A 24,785-nucleotide genomic window follows, 5' to 3' on the forward strand; every position below is an offset into this window, starting at 1 on the left:
CGCCGACCACACCGGAGCAAGCAACGGAAATCCGGCGGTCGGCGATGGCGAGAACGGCCGCTGACCGGGACCTCGCCATGGTGGACCGCGCGATCGAGCGGGAACTCGAGCGGCAGCGCGCTGCCCCGCCGGGCCCGGTGCCGCCTGCCGATGGTCGTCGCCGGGCACACTCCGCGCTGCTGCTGCGGGACCTGGTCGCATGGCGTGCGGCCGCGGCGCGGGACGCGGCCGCACGTCATGCCGCGGCCGACACGGTAGTCGCACGTGATGTGCTGCGCGCCGTCCTGCAGCATGAGCCAGGCACGCTGCTGACCGAACACGTCGCGGTGATCGGTGGCAACCGGCCGCGGCTGGTCGTAGTGGCCGACGAGGCCGATCATGTCCGACTGCGCGCCGACGCGATAGCTGCCCACCCCGAACTGGAGGGCCTGGCTGATCTGGACTGTGAGTACTTGGGCGCTTTCAGCGACTGGAACGGAACGGTGCGGTGGGACCGTATCGGGAAGCCGAAATCTCGACCGAAACCGCAACTGCCCGAAGTTCCCTGGCTGGACCTGGCCGAGCAGGCTTCGGCTCGGCGACTCCGCCGGGTTCGGCAGCTACTGCGCGAGACGGAGATCGGTCGGTGGGCCGACCAGTTCTTGCACGACAATGGCATTCACCTGCTCCTGGAAGCGCATGCCGACGACCGGCTGTACCCGGCCAGGAAGGTCCTGGTGCTCGATGTCGGTGGCTCCGACGCTGAACTGGCCGCGGCCATGGTCGCGGGCGCCTTCCACGTCCAGCAGGATTTGGAGCGTGTCGACGGCAACTCCATTCAGGAGTTGCTGCACTCGGAACGTTCGGAGTGGGTGGCGCAGCGGCTCGACGAGGAGGCGGAAGCGCAGGCCGGGCGTGCCGAGGCGTTGCGGCAACTGCGAGAAGCGGCGAAGTCACGTGACGGACGACAACGGCCGGGGGGCTACGACACCGAGCCGCCCAATGCGCTGGAACTCGCTTACACGGCGGCGTACCAGCACGTTCTCGACGAAACCTGGCGCGGCCGCCCGCCGTCGGCGGCGGAAATCGGGCTTGCCTGGCAAGCCGGTATCGCTGCGGTGCGACCGCTGCTGGAGCGCGTCGGGCCACGACTGTCCGCGAAAACCTACGCCGAGTTCTATGGTCGGGTCTGGTTCGACGCACAAGGATTCAAGCCTGTCGACGCCGGTGCCTTCGATCGGGCCCGGGACGACGCGCACGGGGCCGGGCCGAATACCGCCATCGAGCCGTGGGTCGAGCTCGACGTGCAGGGGCGGCTTACCGCGCTGGCCCAGGAACGGAACGAGGCTCGGGAGCTGCGGGAGCGGGCGCGCGCCGAACTGACCGAATCGACCGACGAGGAACTGGCCGAGCTGGGCCCGGTTTCCGGTGAGCTGGAATTGCTGCGCCGGGCCGTCGATCCGCGGACCCGCGCCTTGGTCGCACGGATCGACGCCTACCACCGGTGGGACGCGCGGGCCGGCCTGCTCGACACCACGATCGCTGCTTACGAGCAAGCGGATCGGCAGCGGGCCATGTGCGATCGGCTGGCTGTCGAGCGATCGCTCGACCCGGCGCAGGCGCGGCCGGGTTCGCTGTTGCTGGGCGAACTGACCCGTGAGCGAGACGAGGCACAGGGTGCACTGGCGGAATTCCTTGATATCGACCGCGCGCAGCTGACCGGGGAACAGGCGAACAACCTGTTGGGACAAGCGCAGCTGCAGCAGCGGTCACCGCTGCCGCCGGACGACCCGAGGAGGTTCCTGTTCGCCGACCAAGTGGTCGGAATGTGCGAGCGGTTCCTGGCCGTCGACCCCGTCGTTCGGGCAGTCGACGCACTCGCGGAATGGGACACGCAGGCCCGGCGCCTCGATGAGCAGACCCACCCCGTGGTGGCGCGGCCGGTACCCCCGGAAGGACCGACATCGGGCGCGGCCCCGGCGGCTGGCGACGTAGACCCCGATGGAGCCCCGCAGCGGCCGTCGGCCTTTTCGGACCCGGAGCGTGTTCCCCGGAACTGTGGTCCGGTGGCGTTCCGGTTCGGGCGGGATGTGTTGGGTCTGGAGGTGGATGTCCCGTCGTTGGACGACGTGGATATTCGTGCCCAGGGGATGTCCGGTGTTTCGGTGGCGCTTGGTGCGGGTGGCAATTGGGAAGGGTTCGGGTCGCTCGAGGAGATGGCCGAGCGGGCTGCGAAGGGCCAGGCGGTGTTCGGTGCGGTGAACTTCGGGGGTGACGCGGGTGGTCATCTGTTCGTGGTGTACCAGGACCCCATCGACGGTGTGGTGCGGGTGCACGAGGGGATCGGGGATCAGGAACAGGATGTAGCGTTCGCGGACTGGGTTCCGCCCGAGGGTGCGGTGGGCTTCGCGGGCATCGTGTTCGGCGTCGATGGTCGACCCATACATCCGGTGGACCCGGAGGTCGGGCCGGAAGGCGAACCGGGTGTGGACTTCCCGGAGTGGGTCGGTCTCCGTCTGGACGGGCTGATCGGTGCGGACGAGCTCAGGCGGGCAGCGCAGGCCGTCAGATCCGGCCCCTTCGGCTTCGTGTCGGGTTTGGCGAAGTCGTTTTCGAAGTTGTCCGGTGAGCAGGCAAGCAGCGGAACAGTTTTCGCCGAACCTGGGTCGGCGGAGGGGCCTGCCGCGCTGGGACCGCTGCCTGGTGGTGGCGGGGACCGGCCCCTGACCGACACAGGAAGCTCGGACGACGGCGATCTGTCCGACAGTGGATCGACAGCGCATGAAGAGGACAGCCCGCCCACTTCGTCCGGGGGTGACGCTGGTGGACGTGGTCCGGTCGATCCGGGCACGGGGGCCGGCTCGCCCGACGAACCGGGACCGGACGATGACGCCGACTCCGAGCATCCTGTGCATCTCACGCACGCATTGCCGGTGGATGAAGGTTTCACCGACGAACAGCGGCTGATGGCCGACGCGGCCTTGGCTGCGGGTGGCTTCGATGACGCGGACATGTTGCGGCGTCCCGGGAACCGGCACATCGTGTCGTCCGCACGGCGCCGCGCGACCGAGAACGCCGAGTGGTGGCACTCGCTGGGCGACCCCGAACACCCGGAGGAGCTGACCGAAACTCAGAAAGCGCTGATTCAGGTCTACCCGCACCAGATCGGCAACGCCGACGGTATTCCCGCTTGGATTCGTGACCGGGCGAACCGTCTGTCGATCACCCGCGACCTGGAGGCTTTCATCGCCCGCAAGCCACCCGAGTGGCGAATCGTCGACTGGTTGCGGACCGAGCTCACAGCTGCCGAGTCGAAGCAGTTCCGCAACCTGGTCCTTACCCGAAACCACTTGGAACAGTTGGATCTGCAGGCCAGGGAGATACTGGGCAACCCGCCCGTGCACGTCCTGTCCTACGACTCGACCGCCTTCAACGGCAACGGGAAGGCCGTGGTCGCACTCGGCAACGTGGACACCGCGCAAACGGTGAACTGGCATGTGCCGGGCACCAATACGACGTCGCGCTCGCTGGCCTACCAATTCAAACCGCTGCGCAACCTGTATGAAGAAACGCTACGGGTGGACCCGTCGCTGGAGCTGGCGTCGATCATCTGGATCGGATACGAAGCGCCGACCGGGGAGCTGAACACCGGTTACGCACGGGCCGCTTTCCACCGCCGCGCGAAAGTGGGTGGCGACCTGTTGCTGGGCGACATCGCGGGGCTCTATGCCACCAGGGATTTCGCCGGAACCGCCACCTGGAATCGTCTGATCAACCGGATCTACGCACACAGTTACGGCTCGGTCACCGCCAGCTACGCAGGCAGGCGCAGGAGGCTGAGGGGCCTCGTTCGCTCGATTATCGTGTCGGGCTCGCCGGGCACGGGACCGGTGGAGACTGCCTCGGAATTCGGCATCGGCGACAACGTATTCGCCAGCGCCTCGTGGCGTGATCTGGTGACCATGTTCGGCGCCGACCGGCCCGGCATGTGGAGTCGCTTCAACTGGTGGCTTGGCCTCGGCATGGATCCTTCTTCCGAAGCATTCGGAGCCAGGAGAATGCGCGCTGAGTTTTCGCGCTCCGAGCACTTCGCGGGTGTGGAGTCCGTGCACCAGGGTTATCTGCAGCACGACCCGGACACGGGGCAACCCAGCGAAGCGCTGGCCGGTGCCGCGCAGGTCACCGCGGGTCGCGGCGACACCCTCCCGTTGGTGGATCGGCGTCGACCGGGCCGTAGGAGGGTCGGCTCGCCCCCCGTTGATACTGAGCGTGGGCGATACGACGACGGCAGCGGCGACTACCTGCCGCCGGATGCGACCTCGCCCCGCGGCATCGCACATATCGAGCAGGCCGAGCCGCTGGACTGCGCGTTCCGCTCACTGGAGAAGGTGCAGGAGCGGACCGGAAGCACCGTGATCGATCTCGCCGCTGCCAGGGCCAGTGGTATGGCGGGTATGCACTGGCGGGATTTGGAGAACCATGCCGGTGGCCGCCTGCAAATCGAGACGCATGCGACTATCGCGGAACGCCTGCGGAAGGCGCGCAACGGCGCGATCAGCCTGGTGGTCGACGAATATCACGGTGTCGCTCAGCGCAGCGACGGAGTGGGTGCGCACGCCTACGTGATGTACAACGACAACGGCACCATCATGGTGTGGGACCCGGCGACCAACGAGCTGCGTCGCTACCAGGATTGGTCCCCGCCCGCGGGTGTCGCCGGCAGCTGGGCGATCCGCTACGACGCCGAGGGAGTTCCGCAAGACACCGACAATCTCGGCGTGGACGACGGCGCCAGGCCGACCAGCCTCATCGGCGCGGCCCCAGGCCCGGCGGAGGATCTGCCGCCACCGCGCAGGCGATATCCGGCGCACGCCGGACCGCGTGGTCTCTTCGAGCGGCTCGATGTCGCGCCGCTGTTGCAGGAACTCGGTCCGCTTGCCGACCATGTGCGTATCGTCGACGAACCGAACAGGTATCAGGTTGAATTCGTTGTCGACGGCATGCTGTGGACCGAGGTCGACGAGTGTCGAGAAAAGTTGAGCGCTCTGCGTCCGGCGCTCGAGGCGTCGGGGTGGGCGCCGTGGATCGACGTCACCGCGGAAGACCTGAACTCCAAGGCTCGGTTCGCGCCGCTGGTCCGAAACGAAGCCCCTCTGCCGCGGATCGTGCGCTGGACCGACACCGGGTGGGCCGAGGTCGACGCCGATCCGGTCGGCCGAGATTCCGGATCGGTAGCTGACCCGCCGGATCATGATGCCCCCGAACAGATTTCGAAGCTAGAACGCGAGCGCGACGCGCTGATCAACCGGCTCGAGATGTCCCGCGCGTCCGGTGTTTCGCTGCTTACACTCCCGATTCGGGAAGCGATCGCGACCATGACCGAACGGCTGGCCGACGATCTCGCGGTATTGACCACGCGGCTCGGCGCCGAACCGGATCGGGTCACCCTGAGCTACGACTCGTTGCGCGGGTTGAACAGTTTCCGCGACGGTATCCGGCGCGAAGGTGCGTTGCTGGCGCGGTTGTCGGAGGTGCTGGATGGGCTCGATCAACTCGGCGAGAACGCCGAGTTGATGGTGCCGATCCCGCACCGAGACCGCCATGAAGAGGCGGCGTTCGACATCGAGGCCGCACGACATCGGGTCATGGGTCTGGAGCGGGAGCGGAAAGCCCTGGCCGAGCGGCTGAACATCTCCGACCAAGACCGGTTGACACCGACGTCGACGCAGCTGGTGCGACAGCGTCGGGCGGCAGAGGCCGACTGGGTGGCGTTGGCCGAGACGCTGCACGTCGATCCGGCGGATCTCGCCGACCCGCCGCTGGATATCTTCGGCTATCCCGCCGACCTTCCGCTCGGTGATCCGCTTGTCCCGCTCGCGCAATTCTTCTGGGACGCGGACGAGAAACGAACCGAGATCGCGCGCCGCGCCGCGGATATCGTCCGGCTCATCGATGTGGTCGCCGAACTCGACCAGGTTGCCCGGGTGCTCGACAGCGGAAAAGCCGACCTGGCCGCCGAAGCCGTCGCCGACCCGGAGCAGGCCGAATCCGATGAACAGCAGCGGCTCGGGCAGGAGCGCGTCCGAGCCTGGATCGCCCCCGAGACCCCGAAGTCGCAGGTTCATGCGATCCGCAGGCGGGTCATCGACCACGAAAAGGAATTCCGGCGGCGTCGCCACTTGGACTGGTGCGTCACTGTGGTCGATCACCTGGCCGAGATCGTGCGCAACGCCCCGGGCGACGAGCAGGACGGTGACGCGATCGATCCGCGTCGGCTGGTTCGAACGGTCACCTGGAATATGGCGGGCGCTCGTCACTCGCGGTCGTTCAAGGCGCTCGACTACAGCGCCGTCGATCTGCTGGCTTTCGCCGATAAGTTGCGGTGGATGGATGCCGACGTCGTCTGCCTGCAGGAGTCGGAGGTGGGCCCGGACGGTTCGACCGCGGGGCGATTGGCAGCCATGTCCGGCTACCCGTACATACATGAGACCGTGATGTGCCCGTCGCATATGGACACGACCAAGAAGTTGGCCATTGCGTTTCTCAGCAGGCTGCCGATCGAGGAATTCCGCGAGATACTGCTGCCGACTCCGACGCTCGAGCTGAAACTCTGGGGCGAGGTGGTGGCCCAGGAGGACCGGTACGAACGGTACGCACTGGCCGTCAAGATCGCCGGTACCTGGTTCGTGAATATGCACCCGACGCCGCTGGGTTTCTTCGGCCGCAGTTACGAAGAGCACGAAGATGCCGAAGGCGCGGCGCATGGCAGGGAGATCATCGAACATCTGCTGCGCTCCATTCCGGATGGTCCGGTCGTATTCGGCGCCGACTTCAACACCGATGATGTGCGCCTGGTGTACCAGCAGGTCATCGACGAATTGGGTCTCCGTGTCGCGCTCGATTCGGGGACCTGGACCGTACCCGGGTGGGACGGTGCGCCGGATCAGGTGCTGGCCTCCGCCGAATTCCAGACGATCGACAGCACCATCGAAGTCACCGACACCGACCACTATCCGGTGGTGGCCGACCTGTGGATTACCGACCCGGAATTGCTCCGATCGTGGATCGCGGCGCGGTCTGCTGTCGATCAGACGAACCGCGACGGTGTGGATGACGATGGCGACGACAGCAGCGGCGGTACTACCGTGCCACGCCCGGATGCACCGCTCCCGGGCGAAGCGTCGGACACCCCACCGCCATCGGCGGTGGACCGAATGGTCGCCGACCCCGATCCCGCTGAATCAGGTTCACCGGGCGACGTGGGCCCCCGGATTGCGATGTCGTTGGCGGCGCTGGGGATCCACTCGGAGGCCGAAATTCTCCTCGAAGCCGCTAAATTCATCGATTTGAAGTATCTGCTCGTTGCGATCGTGGCAGGTCAGCCCGAGCCGGAGCGGCTGTTCGGAGACGAAGAGTGGGCGGGTTACCTCGAGGCTGTCCGCGCCGCCCGGAAATACGGGAACAAGCCGTTGACGGTGGATTTCATCGTCGGGCTGCACAAAATCCTGGCGGCAGAGACAATGCAAGAGAAGGCTGGAGAATTCACCGTGACAATGCGGGGAAACCTGCCTTGGCCGCTGAAGGAAGACGGGTGGGCCGCTCTCCGAGAGAACCCACTGATCGACTATATTCCACAATCATTTGTGTCCAAGTTCGGAAAGATCAATTATCCCGATCGCGAAACAATCGGCGAAGTCCGCGAATGGTTGGAAGACCTGTGTGACCGGTACAACGAGGCGGTGATGGATCCGGCTCACGATCCTGTCGGGATCGCCGCTTGGCTGAAGCGTGAATTAATATCGGGCCACCCCTTCTACGATCAGAACGGTCGACTATCCAGAATCCTGATGAACTGGTCGCTGGAAAATCAGGGACTATCGCCGAGTATTATCCGAGAGCCCGAAGAAGACATCCTGACCCGAATCGAGGACTGGGTGGAGGCAGTCGGGACGGGCATCGCGCTCTTTGATGAGTGGGCGTCCCGACTCCGGGAGATGGGGACGACAGCAGACCCCGTCGCGATATTCGGTCTCGGGCGAATGAAAGAGCTGTACTTCCGGCTGGGTGGCACGCGAGTCCCTTTCAAGCCAGGCGAGTTGCACAACTGGCGGATTTTCCATGACTGGCTGGAGAGACTGATGCCCGGCGCGCCTCCTCGCGTCGTCGGTGCTGTCGAGCCGGGGCAGGACCTGGTCGACACCACGCCCGGGGACGGCGGACTTTCGCCGATAGCCGTATCCAGTATCGAACTGTGGCTCGACAGCGACGCCCCGCCCATGGATCGGACCGTACCTCGGATCGACAGCCCGTTCGGCGAGCCGGTGGCGGAGGCAATGCTGCCCGTCGATGTGGACGGCCCGGCCGATCTGGGCGGCCGGGTTCAGCTGCCACTGCAGGGTGACAGTGACGGTTGGTGGCGGGTGGCGCCGCCGGACGGGTCGGGGGGCGTGCGCGACGCGCTGGCCAAGCGGCTCACGTCTTTTCGGGCGCAAAGTCCCGGCAAGCTTGCGGAGTACATTGCCGCGTTGCTGTCGATACCGGACGCACCGGAGTCACGGCGCGATCTGGCTCAGCTGCTGGCGGACGCCGCGGCTGCTCCCGGAGGAGCCAGACTCATTGTCGATCGCGGCCGCGGCAACAGCGCGGAACCGCGCCTGCACCGGCCCGGGGATGTGTTCCTCGGCAACGATTCGCTCGAACTGCCCGATATCAAGGCGGACCTGCGTGACCTCGGAAAATACAATATTCCGGCCGCGGCATTTGCTGAGATCCTCTTCGTCCACGCCTTCTACGTCGACCTCGAACCGTTCGTACAGAGCCCGGCTTCCACACCCACGGAGATCTATCGCCTCCTCGAGCCCGGAGGGTTGCTGCGGATTTGGCTGAAAGAGCTCGTCGACGACGCAAGACAACGCCGGATCAGGCGCAACCTCGAGCAGGCCGGATTTGTGCATGTCGAGTTCGATACCGAGCGGCGTCAGCTCAGAGCCAGGAAGCCCGCTGAAGCGGCCGAGCAGGCGGGAATCGATCCCCACCCCGTGGAGGCGTTCGACACCACAGCGATGCCGTCCAGCCCCGTTTCCCCGGAAAACATCGCCGACGGGAGTGCGCCGGCTGTAGTTCCCACGCGTGGGGCGCGTGCGGATGCGGGTCAGCGCGGCATGGTCGCTCGGATCGATCAGGTCGAGGCCGAGGGCCTGGTCGAGGATCGGGTGCCGCACGGCGAAACCGGTCACCGCAATGATTGTGTGCCGGTGGCGTTCCGGGAGTTGGAGGGGGTGCACGACACCGGGTTGGTGGACTGGTCCGCGTTGGGTCCGGTGGGGTTGGGTGGCACGTCCGGGCAGCGGATCGTCGACGCGTTGCGGCATCGGCCGGAAGGTTTCGCGGATCGGGACGCGGTTGTTCGGGGGCTGGTCGGGCGTGGTGAGAATGCCACCGCAGTGTTGTTCGAGGTGTACGACAGCCCTGGCGAGGAGTACGGCCGCACCGGCGAGGATGGCGATGGCACCGGGATGGGGCATGCGGTGCTCCTGGTCCACAAGGGCAACGGTCGGGTCGTGGTTCGTGAGGGTGACCTGGAGACGGACTTCGAGCAGTGGTGTAGGGATCGCCCGGATCCGACCGGTGTGTGGGCGGCGGTGGTCGCGGGCGGCGAACTTGTGACCGGCCTGGGCAAGCCGGGATTGCCGCCGTTGCCGGATGGCAGGATGTTCGGGCGGAGTCCCGAGGATGGGCGGCCGCGACCGGTTCCGGAAGATACGGGTGGCGCACAACCGGATTCACCCGCGCCGGTCCTTGTCGCTGATGCCGACGACGTCGAACGGCCGATTTTCGATGCCGTGTGGGACGATCCCGACGCGTTGCATGGCGCGATAGCGATGCTTTCCCCGGATATGCGGCGCCTCGCCTTGTTGCGGTACCCCCAAGGGATGACGCGGGCGGAGATCGCCGCCGCCGTGCCGGACGTCGCGAACGCCGACCTCCTTCTGAGAAACGCCTCGCTTTGGCTGGCCAAGCAGCTGTTCGGCGACGAACCGGCGGTGGATGCCCGGTTGCCGGTGTTGGCGAACAGTCCGAGGGTCACCCCGCAGGTGCGGCAGCGATGCCTGGCGGCGTTGCGCGGGCGGGACCGGGAGTTCGCCCTGCACCGCTTCTTCGAAGGCCGCACGTTGGTGGAGACCGCGGTCGCGGTGGGCGTCGACCTGCCGACCGCGACCGATATGCAGACGCGGTTGGTACCTCGGGTGCTGAGGTCGTTGCGTGCCGAGCTGTCGGCGGGTACCGGCATCGAGGTCCGGGGTGACGGCCGCGGCCGCGGTCGGGTACGGGTGCTCCCGGCGCATCGATATCAGTTCTGGGGTGCCGATTCCGGACAATCGATGAGCACCTATCAAGCCGACGCGCTGATCGAGACGGCGTTCCTGGCCGGGCGGCTGGAAAGGGAGTTGGGCGTCGACCGGTATGTCGTCGGCGATTTCGAGGTGCTGGTTCCCACCCGCCCGGCGTTGTTGTCGCAGCCGGAACTGCTGCGGCTCTTGGCGGAACGCAAGGTCTGGTTCCGTCCGCTCGTGCTACGTACCCGGAATGGTGTGCGAACACCGGATGGGCGGGTCGTCGACGATGTCCTGATTCTACGGCGTCCGCCTGGCAAGGAAGTCTCGGTGCGGGAGTTCCGTGTGAACCGCGGCTTCTTCCTCCACGACCTCGTGAGTTTTCGAGCTCACTTGTCAGGGGTTCCCACCCGGACGTTGTCGTTGCCCCCGGGGTACCCGGCGGACGGCGACATTGCGGGCTTCGTGCGTTACATGGTGGACGACAAGCTGCGCGATTTCGACGAGTGGCGTTCGGAATGGGGTTCGGTAGCCGATGGACTGGCTATTCCGAGCAATCCGTTCGAGCCCGTTCTTGCTCGGGCGGATTCGATGGCCGGGGACAAGTTCAAGATTGTGCACGGACGTATTCCACACAGCGTGGTAGCCGCGACTGAGCTCCGTTATGACGGGTCGCTCCGAAACTGGGATTGCGCGCTGCTGGGGGACCCGGCTCTCGATCTGGCGAGCTTCGCGCGATTAGACGAGGGCGCTGACTTCTTCAACACTTTCAGCGAAAATATCGCCGTGTGGCGGGATTTCCTGCTGATCAGTGATTTCCTCGACGCCACCGCCGCACATGCTCGGACCGGCGGGACGGGGATCGCGCACGACACCCACTATCTGACCGGCTATGCCAAGGTGTCGGGGTTGTGGGGGCACTCCGCCCGAGGATCGGTTCATCGAGTTCGGGATGTCTTCGCTCGCACCTCGGCCACGGCGAGCGATGCGCCGGTCGCACTTCCTCTTCCACCGACGGCATTCCACGGCTTGTGGCGGCAGGCCGGCCAGGTGTTGAGTCCGGGAGATCTGATGGCGCAGAAGGAGTGGGCCCGAGTCCGGGTCAGCGGGGCCCTGCCGGATTGGCCCGTCGAAAAGGCGGATCAAGCCGGTGCGGCGGCCCGCGCGCTGATGACGTTCATCCTGACCACAACCGACGGGCCGGTGTGGTTGCGGATGAGGGAGATTCGCGGCCCGTGGTTGGATCGTATCGCGCGAATCGAAGTCGGTTACGACGGAACTATTGATCTGCCCGACTCGCTTCTGTCCGCTCCGGACCCCATGGCGGGCCCCATAGAGGTCACCGAGGCGGAACCCAACGCGTTCGGGGTGGTCCGCGAGCTCGGGTTCACCCTTGTGTTGCGGGATTCCGTGGTTACCGCCGAAATCCACGCCGAACCCTGGGAAACCGACCTGGGGCACCTTCGCAGCGCGCGGGACTACTGCGCGCTGGGCGAAGACACCGGCGTCCCGCTGACCGAGGAGGAAGCCCGACTGCTGGCGGCAACAGCGGAGCGTGCGCCGGAACACAGTGCGGGCCTGCATAATACTGGCTCCGCTGCCGGTGACGGCTTCTGGATGCGCAAGCAGAAACCCGCCGTCGCTGAGAGCGTGGATTTCCGGTACTGGGCGCCGGAACAGGAGCGCCAGGTGATCGAGGCGATGGTGCGACACGGGGTGGAGCTCGCGCCGAGACTGTTGGCGGAAATCCAAACCGACGAAGGGCGGGTACAGGTCTTCCGTTACTCCAACGGGCACCCGCCGTCCGAGCTGGAAGTGTCGCGGATGGGGACGACTATTCGGGCCGCGATGACGAGGTTCCAAGATCAACTGGCCCAGGTGCCGCGTGCCGCGTTGCCGCCGCCGCAGCGAATCTCGCCCGAATTGCCGCTGCCTCCGGCGAGCGACGATATCGCCGATCACGTCAGGTACTACATCGAGTTCGAGATGTGGGTATTGGAGAAGCATCGTGATCGGCTGTGGGAGAAATTCGCCGCTCTCGGAGTGCCTGCGCTGCCCTTCGCGCCGATCGACCCGGAATCTTTCGACCCGGAACGGCCCCAGCTGATCCACGGTGACCGCACCGTGAACAACATGCATCTCTTCGAGGATCGGGTGACCGGAATCTTCGACATGGAGCTGGCCATGTGGGGGTTCCGGTCCAACGACAACGCGATTGCCTCTCTCCGCAGCCGCGGGTTCCTGTCGTACCTCGATAAGGCACCCAACCAGAAGAAATTCGAGGCTTTCGGGCACATCCAGCGGGTTGTTCACGACGTAATCAAGCTGCTCACCCACGACCTGACCCCGGATCAGCGCAGCGCCATTCTGATCGGCCTGTGGGAAAGCCTGCTGATCTGTCGTCGGATGTGGCAGGTGACCGATCGCCTCACCTGGGACGAGTTCGTCGCCGTGTTCACTCCCGAGGACGGTCCCGACGGCTCCGGCGCTGCGCCGGAGCCGTCGAAGCCGAAATCTCCTGCTGCCGATCCGACCCCTCGCCGGGCTGTGCATGCGCTCGAACCGGGTGAGCCGCCTCGCAACATCCCCGTGGACCTTGCTGAGGTCGAGCTCTTCGGCAGCCCACCGCCACCCGAACCGGATTCCGGTCGACCGCAGGACTCGCAGGACCTGCAGGAGCGCCCGCAGTGGCCGCAGTGGCCGCCGGGCGCGGCGGACGGGCAGGCGTTCAGTCGGTTGCGGCAGTCGATACGGGAGATGTTGCTGGCTGCCGGGTTCGCCGAATCCGGCCCGGAGATCGGGGTGGTGAACGAGGCGCGGGAGCCGGAGTTCTGGCGTGCGCTGGATCGCATCAGCTTCGCGCAGCGGGCGGCGCTGGTGTGGCAGCTGCACGGCAAGCCGGTGGAAGAGGTGGAGCGCACCGGCGCCGTGCTCCGGTTGGTGATGGCGTTGGCGGATGCCGATCCCGGCGATTCGCCCGGTCCGGGCGGGCAGCCGGCCCGGTTCTCGACCAGGGAGCAGTTCGACCGCCTTTCCGTTGCGGAGAAGCATGCTGTCGCGAAAGCGGAAATCGGCTATCACACGCTGGCATTCGAGAACAATGCGGCGGCGGCGAGATTTGCCGACGAGTATTGGGGGCCGTATGTCGACAGTCTGCCGCGCGAAACACGGCAGGCGGTGCGGTTTGCGCGAGACCTGGGGGACCCCGATGCCTACGGGTTTTCGAGGGCCAACCAGTATCTGGATTCGCAACCAGGGGGTCGCGCACGCAACTATGCGGGCACCGACCTGATCCCGCGCGTCAAGCTCGCGCTGGCAGGCAAGCCGGTTCCGGAGGGCGGCATGACCGTCATGATCTCCGTCGACTACGTCGAGACAGTCCAGCGCGGCGACGAATTCGGGCTGTCGAGATTCGCGCTTGCCGAGATCGGCACTACCCCGTCGAACAGATTTGCCCGCACCGACATCGTGTATGCCCGTCTTCCCGAGGGCTTCCCCACGCTGTGGCTGAAATCGATCACCGGGGAGGACTTGCTCGCTATTCCGCCCGGGACCACCGTTGTGACACACCGCGCCTTCCTGCATGAAGACGAGCAGATACAGATATACGGCCACCTGCTGCCGCCGCCGAGCGACACGGTGCGGAAGGAAAGGTTCGAGCAAGGTCAGGGGAGGCTGCGGCAGGCAGTGGCCGATCTAGGCATCGAGCTTCGCCCAGGCGAGGATCCGACCAAGGTGTTGCGGGGGCTGCTGCGTCCTGTGACCGAGTACCGACACCTCGGAAGCGATCGAGGCAGGCGGATGACGAATCGGGAAGCCACGGCCCTGACCGCGCTGGCCCTCGTCTATGGCGAACGACTGTCGGGCAACGACAACGATATCTACATTTACAACAACGAATACGTGCTCAGGGTCGCCAAAACCGCAGCCGATGAGATCGACCTGAAAATCTGGCCGAAAGAACACGAGACGCTCAGGGTGGTCAGCCGGTACTCCGACCAGACGCCTCAGGTGTTGTGGGTATCGAAGCCGTCCCGCAACCGGTCCCAGATCCAGGTACAGCGCCTGATCCATGGAAGCCCGGTCCCCGGCTTGTTCCGTGTGGATATTCGTGACATGGTGCGCCCGAGACTCGAGGAACTCGCCCGGGTGCCGGTGAAAGACCTGATAGAGCGCGGAGAGCTGGACCCGTTGCCGCCGGACTGGCCGGAAGACGGTGACGCGGCCGGGTTTTTGTTGATGCTGGCCCACCGGCTCGAGCGAATCTATCAGTCGTACGCGGCCCTCGAACCATTTCACACGCTGTTCGAGAAATTTGGTCTTCCCCAATCGCTGTTGCCAGGAATCGTTGAGGTGCTGTCCACCGCACCACGCGCGCCGTTTCGGTTGATTCATGGTGATATCACTCGCAGGAACACGATCTGGGATGGAAGAAGAGCCGCTGTCATAGATTTCGGGGGCGCCATGTTCGCCCCAGAAGCGATGGAAGTCGCCATCATGCTGCAGCGCAGTGAGACGGCCCATGCTGAATACGAAGTTCGCAGCGGTCCATTGGCGCTGTATCTGCTCTACTTGGATCTGCAGCGCATGATCCAAGACATGGTCCGTCTGCTGCTGCGCGCCATCGACGGTTCGCTGACTTTCGAGATGGCCGTGGAATTGGCAGTGAATATCGTGTATGCGTCGGTGGAACCTCGCCGCCATTGGCGCTTGCCCGCGCTACAGCTGACGGCGACGCAGATCGCTGACATGGCCTGGGCACTCGCCTTGGCCGAGTCGCCAGCCCTGACAGCGCGCGAAGACCTGCCGGTTCCTGTCGACTCGATCGGTTCCGAGCGCATCAGGCGTTCGGCCTCGGCTCGTTTTTCCGAGAGCGGTCTCGATCGAGGGGCTGGGTCGATCGCCGACGGGAAATTCGTCACGGACTTGCTGGCCGAGGAGTATTCCCGAACCCACACATTCCAGCGGGAAGCGTTCGAGGCTTGGCTGAGCGACCAGGTCGGTGCGCGCAATGTGGACGCCGTCAGCGCGGCAGGCCGGGAAATCGGGATGGTCAACTGGGTCAGCCCCTCCGCCTACCTCGACGCATTCGAGGCCGTCGAGTCGCAGGGGCAGCGGGCAACCGCGGCGCAGCGGCTGCTGTATGCGCGCATGGAGGCGCTGGCCATGATCCATGTGGTCGATATCGTCGACCCCGAGCGGCTGCGCGCCGCTGTCGGACGGTTGCCGCTCGGTGCGCACGAGCGGCAAATAGTTCACCTGTCCTTACTGCACAATGTCTTGATCGGCGATGCGGCGTCGCAGCTAGGTGTTCCCGAGGCCGACGCCATGATGGTTCAGCACAAGGCTGCTCTCCAGCTGGCCGAGCTGCTGCGCGACAACGACACGGATGCATCGAGCGAGCCATCGGACACCACGCCGCCGGCGTCGGAGCGCGCCGCCGGTATCGCGCCAGGCGAGCACGCCACCGGTGAAGGGGTTACCGGGTATGCGCGGCCAGATATTCGGAGCGGTGGGCGGACGGATTGTTTGCCGGTGGCGGTGTGGGACGGGTGGGCGCATGTGGGACATGACGTTTCGGATCGGTTGGCAAGTGTGGGTCTATCGGGGGTGGTGTGGAAGCGGGATGCGCCGGGGGTGGTGGGTGTGGGGTGGCATCTGCCCGATCACAGCTTCGGGTCGATGGAGAAGGTGCGTGAGTTCGTATGGGGGGAGCATCGCGCGGGCAGGAAGGTCGCGGTGGTCGCGGTGTTGGTGTTCGGGGATGGGACGGCGCATGCGGTGAATGTGAAGGTGGTGGAGGGGGTGGTGAAGGTGGGTGAGTTCGGGCGGGATGTGGTGTTCGAGAAGTGGATGACGAGGGCGGGGGGGATGGTGCGGGCTGCGGTGACGGTGGCGGGTTTCGTGTTGCGCCCGGACGCGGATCCGAATGCCGAGGCTCCGACGGACTGGGAACCTTCGGCGATCACGGACCTGGACTTTGTTATCGGCCGGCGGCCGGGTGCCGAACAACCTGACAACTCAGTAGACGAAACAGAACCCGACAGCGAGCCGCGGAGCGTACTTGCACCCGACCAGACGGGGAATCGGGGTGATGGGGGAGACCGTCCGGAGTTGGGCGCCACGTTGGTGTGGATGCGGCGGATGGTCGAAGTGTGGTTGGTGGAGTTCTACGCCGATCCCGCTGCCCGGCCTGAGAGCGGCGCGGAGGCCGCGCGTCTCATCACCACGATGGGGCAGATCACGGCGATAGAGGCGGCACTGCACGAGTTCGCTTTCCGGTATCGGCTGGGAGTCGAGTCGGCCGAGGAAATCCGTGTGCTGTTCGCGGCGGCCCAAGCGCTCGACGAGGATGCCCAGGTGCTCTACGACCTGCGGAAACAGGTCTTCGATATGCCGCTTGTGCGTGGTAGGCCCATCCGTTACGAAATGTACGACATGACGCCGGTCGACTTCGATGTGACGGAGAGTCGAGCGGCCCTGTGGCGGGATTTGCTCGAGCAAACCAGTACGGAGCTGGAGAGGCTTCTGGGGGTGGCGCCGGACCAGTTGGAACCGGACGAGTTGGCGCGGCGGACACCGGGGGATGCAGCGGAACTGTGCAGGCAGTTCGAGGAGTTGCAGGCGCTGGTCGATGTGGCCGAGCGGGTCGAGGCGAGTCATGCCGAGCTTCGTTGGCGTGATGAGGCGTTGAACTCGAAGTTCGCGGCGTTCACCGCGCGGTGGGGCGCTGCGCGGCGGCCGGTCGGGCTGGGGCCGGAGCTGGCTCGGATCCGTCGTGAATCCTTGTTGCGGTACGACGACCTGCGTGATCAGTACTCGGCCGAGAGCCAGTCCGATACCAGCATCGAGGTCGGTGCCGCGAGGGCGCGGTTCCTGGGGCTCGAGGCGCTGGAAAGGGAACTGCGTCGGGCACACACGCAGCGTGCGGTGGCGGCCGAGTTGGGAATGGCTGAGGAGCGGGATCGATGGGCGGCCTGGTACGAGGAGTTGCGGAGTCAGGCCGAGGACTTCGAGTCGAGGGTGTTGGCGTGCGAGCAGGCGCGGAGCTGTCAGCTGGAAGTGGATCAGCGGCTGGAGCACCTCTACCGGCAGTCCGAACATTATCGGTGGCGGAGAACAGATTACTTGGGGTCGAATTATGCGGCGGCCCAGCAGGTCAAGCTTTTGGAGCAACAGCAGCGGCGGCTGGCGAAGCGCGTTGTGGCGGCGGGATTGGCGCTGCCGGCAGCGCTGCGTCCCGAATCGCGGGCACTGACGCTAGGGGCGCTGCAGGGTCCGCGGCGAGAGCTGTCGGCAGCGAAGATCCAGCAAGCGGTGGAACAGATGCTGCTGGAGATTTCGGAGCAAGACCTGACGGTGGCGCAGCTCGAGCTCCAGGAGGAAGCGCTGCGGATGCTGCAGCTGATCGTGATCATCGACGCCACCGTCGAGTACCACAAGTTCGGTGCGCAGATCCGCAGCCTGGACAACGAATTCAGTGCTGATCTGGCGCGGCTGGCCGAGCAGCTGACGCCGCCGCTTTTGCGGCTTCCGGATCCTGCGGACCGAGTCGACGAAACACCCACCGACACAGCCCAACCGGATCACGACTCGACGCAGGATCCGCTTGGCGCGGCGCCCGGCCCGGCGGAGGCGTCCGAACCGGCTGAGCAGGGCATGAACTCGCCGGTCGCGGCCAGCGGGTTGCGCGAGCGATTCGAGGCGGAGGTGGCGCGGCGGATGGCCGTGGTCGGCAATCCGAAGGTCGCCGCCGACCTGGTCACGGAGGTGTTCCGCCGCGCCGAAGCCCGGGTCGGCGAGCTGCGGCAGGGCGGGGATGCCAGCAGGTGGATCATGTCGCTGGCCGATGATGTGTTGTCGGATCAGGCCAAGTTCGTGCGGCATGTGCGGTTCCGCCGCGCGATCGAGGCCGCGGCGCAGGGGGCGGAACGCGAGGCGTTGGTTGCGGCGAACGATCAGGACTTCCGGCATGCTGTCGCCGCGCTCACCGACGGCCGGCGTCGAGTGCTGATGCTGCTGTTCATGGGGGACGGCATGCCGATCGAGGCGGCGGCCGCAGTGATGAGGAGCAGCCCGTACGTGGCTACCGGTTTGCTGCAATCGGGCTTGCGTCAGTTGGCGATTGAGCTCGGCGCGGAAGTAGCCGCCGAGGTCGATGCGTTGGTGGAGCTGCTGGCGGGCGGCGGCCGGACGCTGGCCGCGTCGGAGGGTAAGCTCGCGCCCGCGGTAGCCGTGATTCGCGCGGCGCGCGACGAGCGTCTAGACGAGTTGTGTCTGGTTGTCGAACGGTTGTCTTCCGAGCAGCGGGCGATTTTTGTCTCGTGGTATCTGGGCCAGACAACCTCCGAGATCGCCGCATCGGTTGGCACCACGACGACGAAACAGGCGGTCGAACAACGGCTGTACGGCATCATTCGCCGCTTGGCCGAACAGCTTTCCGACCCGGATCCCGAAGCAGTGGCGCTGATCCGGGCGGCCGCTCCCGACGATCTTCGCATTCTTGTCGACCAGCTGGACGCCCCGCAGCGGGAGTGCTTCGTCGACTGGTGGTTCCAGGAGAGGTCGCCCGAGGATGTGGCGGCGGCGCTGGACCACGAGGTGCCCGATGTTCGACAGTGGCTGCGTGGTGCGGTGAATACGCTGTCCGGCTGGCTCTCCGGCATCAGGGTGCCCAAGGCCGGCGTGGCGCCGGTGGACGATGCATCGTCGCCTATGCAGCAGTTCATCCGTGGGGTCCGGTTCCGGAAGCATATCGAGGCCGCTGCCGAGACGACTGCCCAGCGACAGGTATTGGCCCAGGCGAGTCCGAAAGCACTGCGGCGTGCGCTTCGGAACCTGCCCAACCGTCGCCGGGTCGCGCTGGTGCTGCGATTCTGGGAGGGACGAACGGTTGCCGCGGCAGCGGAGGCGATGGGCAGCGACACCGGAGCAGTCGAGGATTTTGTTCGCGACGGGCACCGGCAGTTGGCACAGCTGCTCGGTGCCGATGTTGTCGGACTGTTGATTGATAGTGTCCCGGAACCTATTCCGGGACAACGGTATCCGGTACCGGATGCGGCACGCGATGGGGAGATCTTTGCGGGCCCGGTTCGCGAGGCTCACCGTTCGGATTCAGCGGTGATCCAGGCCGCGCAGCTCGACCCCGCGCAGCGACCGATGCTGTGGAGCCATGTCGAGCACCTCACGCCGCACCAGCAGGAATGTTTTGTCCGGTGGTTTGTCTACAACCAGACGATCACCGAGATAGCAGCAACGATGGGCACCATCGCCGAGAATACCGCCTCGCGATTGGGTGATGCCCTGCGCAAATTGGCGGGCTGGCTCTCGGATGAGGTACCGCTCGCCGCTGTCCACGAGGACATGCTGGCGGTCCAGCTCGCCCTACTCGACCCTGAGCGGCGCAACGACGTGCGCACTCTTGCCGATGCGCTGACCGACAACCAAAGGGATGCGTTCGATCGCTGGTTTTTCCAGCGACAGACCAGCAGCAGGATGTGCGAGGATCTGGGCCTGACCGAGGCCGCGGTCTCGCAGCGGTTGCGCAATGCGGTTCGTTCGGTGGCCGCCGAGCTTTCCGACGATCGGCAGGGCTTGCTCCGCCGCCGTATCGAGGCCGTCACGGCCGACGAGTTCCCCAACCCCGGCGGGCCGAGCCGTCGCTACCCGGTTCCCGAGGCGGCCCGCGCCGGTGCGCTGTCGACCAACCGGCTGCCGTCCGGGTTCGAAGCGGAGTTGGCGGCTGTCCAAGCAGCGCAACTCGATCCGGCGCAGCGTCCTATGTTGTGGAGCTACCTCGACCACCTGCCTGCCAAACAACGGGAGGCGTTCATCCGGTGGTTCGGGCACGGACAGTCGTTCGTCGCGATTGCGGCGACAATGGGACTCGCCGAAAGCCGTAAAGCCCGGTTCCTGGTGCAGAAGGCGGTAGTTCACCTGGCCGGGTGGCTCAGCGGCGACGAGTCGGTCGGCGCCTTCGGTAAAGACATGCTGGTGATTGCGCTGGCTCTGATGCAGCGTCGCCACGATGTTCTGCGCCTCGCCGACCAACTGTCCGCCGCGGAGAAGCAAGTGTTCGATCGGTGGTTCGTTCGTGAGCTGACGGTCGAAGCGATAGCGGTAGAGCTGTCCGTCACGAAGAATGTGGTAGCCAAGCGACTGCGCAGCGCAGTCCGCACGGTGGCGGCGTTACTACAGATGGACGGCTGGGAATTGCTTCTGGTCGAGGCGGTCTGGGCGCACGACTCGACGGTGTTGAAGGGTTGCCGCGCCGTGCTCACCGGGCGCCAGCGGGAATGTTTCGATCTGTATCTGGAAGCGGGCAAGACCGTTGCCGAGACCCTTGCTGCGATGGGTCTGAGCGCGACAACGGGCACCTGGCCCTTCCACGCGTTGGCTCGGTCGCTCGTCGTCGAGCTTGCGCCGGGACTGGTGCGGCGGTATCTGAGTTCGGGCCCACTTCGCCGGGTCACGCTCCTGGATGTAGCCGATGCGGCCGGACTGAGCGAGAGCTACGTCCGGAAAGTGCTCGCCGGAGCCCAGACGGATTCTGAGGCCGCCTTGCGAGTGCGGGATGCTGTGGACCGAGTCAGGTGGTCGGCGGGGCGTCCGGGTGTGGTGGTCGACAGCTCGCTGGGGCAGTCGCCGGTGCCCGCGGTGGGTGACGACGAGGACGGTGGCAATCCACGCCGGGGCAGGGCTGCGCGAGTTATCCAGGCCGCTCGGGAGGCAGACCCGATGGCCCTGGAGAATGGTATCGAGCAGCTTCCCGAGAAGTATCAGGGCGTCGCCCGGGCGCTGTTCCTGGACGGGGCGACTGACGAGCAGGCAGCGCAGCAACTCGGCCTGCCACTGACCAGGGTCCATACTTGGCGACAGAGCGCCGCCCCGCGATTGGCCACCTCGCTGTCGGTCGGTGTGCTGTTGTCCGATGGTTCGGCACTACATTTGGTCGAGGCGGTCGCGGCCCATGACTCGGTCGCGCTGTCGCTGTGCTATTCGCAGCTTTCCCCGATCGAGTGTGTGTACGCCGATTTCTATCTGACGCAGGGTTTGTCAATACGCGAGACTGCGAAGAAGACCAAGCGAAAGCCGGACACTGTCAAGAACGCGCTGTATGGAATCGCCCACCTCCTGATCGCTGAGCTCCCGCCGGAGCTGGTGCGGCGGTATCTGGACTTGGGGCCGATTCGTCGGGTCACGTTGGCGGACGTGGCCGCTGCGGCCGGAGTGAGCAAGGCGGCTGCCGACCGGGTCCTCAATAGACGTGGCGGTTCGAGCGCGAAGACGGTGGCATCGGTACACGCGGCGGTCCGGCTGCTCGGGGGGCGACGCGGCGTCGTAGTCGTGACGCCGACCGGTGTCGCGCCGCTCAGTACGGTCCTTCAACCGCCGAGCGACGAAACAAGTATTTCTGAACCCGGATCGGTCGATGAGCCTGCCGCGCTGGCGGCTTCGCCCCAAGCCGCACCCACCTCCTCGCCCGCTCGCCGCGATGTCGCCGATGAAGTACTTCCCGAACACGGGTCAGTTGGTCCGCAAGCGGCAGACGACGAAATCCGTAGCTCCACTGAGCCTTTGGGCAACGGACAGCAAGGTGCGGCCCACAATCTCCCCGCGCCGCTCATCCATGCCCTGCTTGCCCCCGCCATGGTCGGTGCCGAATTCCTCGGGGAAGAACAGGTGCGCGCACTTGGGGGCTCCGATCCGGAATCAGCCTGCGCGCGCGACGCGCTTGGCCGTGCCGGTTTCCCCCAACCCACACACCGGCCGAGGACCGAAGACGACTTCGACGGGCCGCTGCCGATTCCTGACGGTGCCGTAGTCGCCACTGCCCGAGCTGACGACTACGACAGGCAGACCTATGCGGACGTACAGATTTACCAAGTGGCAGTGGTCGGTCCCGCCGAGCAGTACACGGCGATCGGTGTCGGGTGCGCGCTTCACTTCCGCAGCCCGGCACCGCGTGGGGACGATCCGCAATTCTTCGGCTTCCATTACGCCCAGTGGGTCCACCCCCACGAATGGGCCTGGGTGCGCGATGTCGGAGACCACGCCCTGGCTTACGACGGGGTGGACTTGCCGTCTTTGTTGTCGGCAGCCAAACGCAGCGTCGGCCGGGTCTCGAGCACGTTCTCCTTCGACGAGATTCCCCTGCACCAGATCAACGTCCACATCAACCTCGCTACCGGCGCATTCACGGCTGACCTCCCGACCGACGGCTGGAACGAGACCGGCCGCCCGGCGACGATCTCGGGCCGAGTCGCTGCTCACGAGCGCATCGTGGCCGCTGTGGCCTGGATACCGCGGCAAGACGGCACAGTCCTGGCGGAGACCGAAGACGATCAAGCCAACGTGGCAGACGACCGGAGCGATCGGCGATCCCCCACCACGGTCGGCTCGGCCGACAAACCATCGATGGCACATCCCGAACGGCGGCAGGTACCCGCAGCCGAGCGTCCAGAAGCGGACGGAGAGACGAGCCGCGACGGCGATATGTCGCCCGGCGGTGCGCTGAGCCCGGAGCCGAGCCGGGCCCGATACGACGTCGCGCCCGTCACTTGGGCGCACCCCACCGGGGGCCAGGACACTACGCGTCGGGTGCGGATTGTCGAGGTCGACGGCAAACCGTTGTTCGTCGGGCCGGACGGAAAGTCGTACAACACGAATGATGCGGAGTTCGGTGACATTTTCACGATGGACGCGATCCCGGGTGGTGGGTTTCGCACCAAAGCCACGGGCACCCACACCGACCTGGCCCTGACGTATTCCGAGGATGGGGATGGAGCGGCGGCGTTCGGACGTTGGGTAATCGTCGAGGGTGTGCTGCGCATGGTCTGGGGAATGGGGCTGTCGTTCCCGCGCGACAATGCCGACCCGAGATTCTTTGCCCAGCTCTGCTTCGAGCTGCGCCGCAATGGCATCGATCCGGCGACGGTGACGTTCGAAAGCGGGGAGCACCTGGGTGCGTTGTGGCGCGATGACACCTCGGGTCAGTTGGCCGGTGATGTGCTGGATCGGAATGGTGCGGAGGCGGAAAGGGCGTTCGCGGGATTCGGCGACGTAGCCGGCGACGACTTCTGGGTGGACATCGAATATCTGGAGTCGTCGGCGGACGGCTTGGTGATCGCGGTGTCGCTCAACCCGGTTCGGGGGAAGTCCGGTCGGATGTTGTTGGAACTGATCCGTGTCGGCGGCGACATCAGAATGCGCTGTTTGGACATCGACCTGGGGCCGGAACCGGAGCGGGTCGGGCCGGTGGCGACCACAGTGCACAAGCGGATCACGTCGTGGCTGGTCCAATCGGGCGCCGACTGGGCAGAGGGTGGCGATGTGCCGCCGACGGCGCGCCCGGGCGAGCCGCACCCCCGGGAAGTCAGGCCACCTGAGGCGGAGTCGTCGCCGACAGAGTCGATGCAAGAGAACAGGGTGGTGTTCAGGGTCGGAGCCGATCACGCAAACCTGGAAGTTCTTGCCACACTCGATCGGTGGCTGGCTGAACGGATGGCAGGCTGGTCGGCCTGGCAGCCCGGTGAGGTCACTGCGGAGCTGGCCGCGTTGGCAGTCGACGGGCGCCGCAACGACGATGACATCCATGCCGTGCTTCAGCTGACCGAGGGGCGGCTGTTGGTGCTGGTGTACGACACCAGCCGCACGATGATTGCGGTGCCGTCCTTCGATGGCGCCGATCGGGGACAGTTGTGGCGGTCCGGTGTGGACCGGGCGGACGGTGCTTGGCGCAAGGTCTCTTGGTTCGAGCTGCACGATCCCGGGTCGGATGTGGCCGCTGTCGAAGTAGCGCACCAGGACCTACCTGCCGATGCCGATGCCGACGTCGCCGATGGGAGTGCGCCTGCTGAAGTTCCCACGCGTGGGGCGCGTGCGGATGCGGATCAGCGCAGCACGGTCGCCCGGGTCGATCAGGTGGTGGCCGACCGTCAGGTGTCTCGGGTGCGGCACGGCGAACCTGGTCACCGCAATGATTGTGTGCCGGTGGCGTTCCGGGAGTTGGAGGGGGTGCACGACACCGGGTTGGTGGATTGGTCCGCGTTGGGTGAGGTGGGGCCGGAAGGTGCGTCGGGTACGCGGATTGTCGGTGCGTTGCAGCATCGGCCGGAAGGTTTCGCTGATCGTGACGCGGTTGCTCGGGAGCTGGCTGGGCGGGGGGTGAATGCCGCTGCGGTGTTGTTCGAGGTGTATGACGGTCTCGGGGAGGAGGATGACGGCACCGGGATGGGGCATGCGGTGTTCTTGGTTCACAAGGGTGACGGTCGGGTCGTTGTTCGTGAGGGTGGCCTGGAGACGGACTTCGAGGATTGGTGTCGTGATCGCCCGGATCCGACCGGTGTGTGGGCGGCGGTGGTCGACGAGAACGGCGAACTTGTGACTGGCCTGGGTAAGCCGGGGTTGCCGGAGTTGCCGGGGTTGCCGCTGGACAAGTTCTTCGGGCGGAAACCGGGCCCGGCGGGTCGT

1 protein-coding gene (cut by both window edges) is annotated in these 24,785 nt (G+C 66.0%); it reads left to right on the plus strand.

Every position in this 24,785-nt window falls within one protein-coding gene, locus tag OHB12_RS29200, for an alpha/beta fold hydrolase (protein ID WP_327112628.1), read on the plus strand. The gene is 155,337 nt long; 93,595 of those nucleotides lie to the left of the window and 36,957 to its right, leaving coding positions 93,596–118,380 in view (codon 31,199, partial, through codon 39,460, complete); the first codon wholly inside the window starts at position 3. The start codon and the stop codon both lie outside this window.

Source organism: Nocardia sp. NBC_01730, assembly GCF_035920445.1.
Lineage (GTDB): Bacteria > Actinomycetota > Actinomycetes > Mycobacteriales > Mycobacteriaceae > Nocardia.